This window comes from Paenibacillus tianmuensis, assembly GCF_900100345.1.
Lineage (GTDB): Bacteria > Bacillota > Bacilli > Paenibacillales > NBRC-103111 > Paenibacillus_G > Paenibacillus_G tianmuensis.
Genome location: NZ_FMTT01000095.1, coordinates 1 through 2817, shown reverse-complemented (window position 1 = coordinate 2817; position 2817 = coordinate 1). Strand labels below are relative to the sequence as shown.

Sequence of the window (2817 nt, the reverse complement as noted above, 5' to 3'; positions counted from 1 at the left end):
CATGCCAATCTCTCCCGAACATTTATTTGTAATTAGTGTATCAAACAAACGTTCGTATGTGAAGGTTTTTGCTGAGGTAACTTGATATTCAAATAAAAAAATAAACACGTCTTCGTCAGGGACGAAAACGTGTCGTGGTACCACCCTTGGTTCAACCGCATGTGCCTCGGATTCCGGGCGCGTACGGTCCTTCATTCGGATAACGGGGGAGGCCCGGCAGCGGATACGTCCAACTCAGTTCCCCGCTGCAGCTACAAGGTGGGTGAAGCATACGGCGGTTGGGGGTCTCTCAGCCTCGGACGCCCTCTCTGGCGCAACCGGTCGCACGTTCCATGTCCTTGATCGTTGCTTTTCAATTCTTACATTAGAGCTATCATAATATTGTGTATTCCAATTTACATCAACTGTACCAAAATTGCAAGTGCTTTCAATCATCTCCTTCCGCGCTAGGAGCAATTATTTCCAAATTTTTCTTTACAATAACAACAGATCTGCTTAACATCTAGATAACAAACGGTCGTTACAGTCTAACGTGTAAGCCTATTCCAAAACATGAAGGAGTTGTCGATGATGAACAAACGATCCAAATGGATCGGGGCGCTGTCCGTGATCGTCCTGTCCGCCGCTTTGACGGTATCGTCCGTGCTTCCTGCCGCACCTGTAAAAGCCGCTAGCAACATGGAGCCGGATTACGAGGTGAAGCTGCTGATGACCCCGGGTGCCGTGCTGGGCTCGGACGACAAGCTGAAGAACGAGGTCCGCAGCGCGTTCGGCATGCCAGACAAGTTGACGAAGATGAACGTGCAGTTTCTGGATACAGACGGCAAAGACATTTACGGAAACGGCTGGAGTCCGCGCATTCGGAAGAAGGAGGGCGATAGCGGTTTCGAGTTGAGCTACAAGAAGCAGTACCCGATCGTCAACGGCAACATCGATGTGGCGCTGACGAAGGCCAATCAAGAAGGCTTCGACGCGTCGGACACCAACTACGAGGCACAGGTGGAATGGGGCTACCAGAACAAGACGCTCAGCATCACGCGCTCCAAAAAAGCCAAAAAATCCGGCTACAGTGGCGTGGATCTGCCTTCGGTCAAAGATTCCCGCGAACTGCTGATCGATAAAGCCCCGGGCAAATTCGACAAGTGGCTATACGCCGGCTGGGGCACCGAACAGCTTCAAGGCGCCCGTATCTACGGCCCGGTTCTGGCCAAGCGGTACACCGGCACGTGGGACGGCCTGAAAACGTATATCGAGGTTTGGCCGATCCGCAGCGCAACAGGCACCGGTACGGAGAACGTCGTCGAAATTTCGTTCAAAACGGACGACCGGGAGACCGCCTCGCAGAAGCACGACGAGTTGGTAACTTATCTGCAAAGCAAAGGCTGGTTTCTGGCCAAGGATTCGCTGAAAACGCAGCTGATTATGGACCACTACTAAGCCTGCGGGAGCTAGGCAAGCTCACCGCACGGTACACAATGCTGCTTTCCTGCGGTCAGTCCGCTATTCCTCGCGTCCCTTGTCCTACCGAGTCGTCCACTCCATTTGTCTGCCCTAAAAATGAAACAGCGGCAAACCGCCGCTGCTTTTATTTTGTTATGTAAAGCCATCAGGCCGCCTTGGCTGGACGCAGATACGGAGGCTCAGCACCATTTCCTCTTTGGACTCCCATGCTTCCGCGGCTGACCTCATAGATCATCTGATATTGACCGCTCTCCTCTCCCTTACGCCAATGCTCCGTGAACACCAATTTATAGATTTCCTTCTCGGCCGTTTCTTCTACCTTCGTTTCCCGCTCAACGTCATAGCCGTCGATTTGCAACTTAACGACTCCTTCTTCCTTGGGAAATCGGTCAATAGTTGTACCCCTGCCGGAAGTGGCAAATTGTACAGCATCTTTTGCGGTAAACGGCGGCTTCGACGGCGATGTGGCATTGATCGCACCTACTATGAGAACAAACAGTAGCACGGGAGTAATAAAGGCGATCACTCGGGTCTTCCTCTTAAGAATCGGGATAGCACGAATGAGAATTCGATCGAAACTAAAGAAAAGTATCGCCGCTCCTCCCCCCATGATGCCGAATAGCGAAGACTGAAGCACGAAGCCAAAGCAAAGTCCAAAGGTGGCATGGAGCAAACCGGATACCAACGCCTCGCTGGGTCCTTTCACTTTTAGCTTAACCGATAATGCTTCGAGGAGCGAAGAAACTAGAACTCCGTAGAGAAAAATAGCGGGAACTGCGTATGACGCAATGATGAGCGCCAATGACAAATAATTTTCAGCCGCGTTCCAGTTGCTTCCTCCTAACGCTATACTAGGAAAGGAAACCCAAAGGACGATTGCCCAGGAAGTGAAATAAGCTGCTGCCAGCTTTCGGACAAGCATCCGCCGTACGTTCAACTGCGCCAAAAGATATCCCCCCATGAAAAGCAAATTGGCCAAACCCTTACATGCGGATGCGAAATGCAGTGTCCCAGATGGAACAGTAGTGACTTGGGACGGAGATTTCAAAAATCTCATATTTATGAACAATTAAATTTTGTGGAGGAGTAATCATGTTTAAATATTCACTTGTAGATGATGAAAGTGATTTAATTATTGGGAATTGTATGAATATAGTTGGACTTTCAGGTAGTCGACAATATAGAGTATGCAATTTCTATGAATTAATTTTAGTGGGTTTGCGGTTAACTGAGATCTATATAAAACATTGCTTGGCTACCAAATCTATATAAGTTGAACTAAAGACCTTAGAAATCTATGGTAAGGAAATTCATACCTACTTGTCGAATAAGTAATGAAACATGAACAGACAGGCA

The 2817-nt window shown here is 49.0% G+C and carries 3 protein-coding genes; 1 reads left to right on the top strand and 2 read right to left on the bottom strand.

Annotation, left to right across the window (positions count from 1 at the left end; genetic code table 11):
• The coding region (locus tag BLO51_RS30005) for a hypothetical protein (RefSeq protein WP_217266814.1) at positions 1–195 on the bottom strand (195 nt) is incomplete at its 3' end.
• A 375-nt stretch (positions 196–570) separates the two neighbouring features.
• Here BLO51_RS30005 and BLO51_RS28205 point away from each other — a divergent pair.
• On the top strand, positions 571–1437 hold the full coding sequence (locus BLO51_RS28205) for a hypothetical protein (protein WP_090677458.1): 867 nt from the start codon (positions 571–573) through the stop codon (positions 1435–1437).
• A 169-nt stretch (positions 1438–1606) separates the two neighbouring features.
• On the opposite strand, the gene BLO51_RS28200 is transcribed toward BLO51_RS28205, so the two are convergent.
• Positions 1607–2407: a hypothetical protein gene (locus tag BLO51_RS28200; protein ID WP_090677457.1), complete on the bottom strand. Its 801-nt coding sequence runs from the start codon at positions 2405–2407 to the stop codon at positions 1607–1609.
• Between the last annotated feature and the right edge of the window lie 410 nt (positions 2408–2817).

Excerpts from the sequence above, each read along its gene's own strand:
- BLO51_RS28205 (WP_090677458.1), top strand. The coding sequence starts at position 571 with ATGAACAAACGATCCAAATGGATCGGGGCGCTGTCCGTGATCGTCCTG.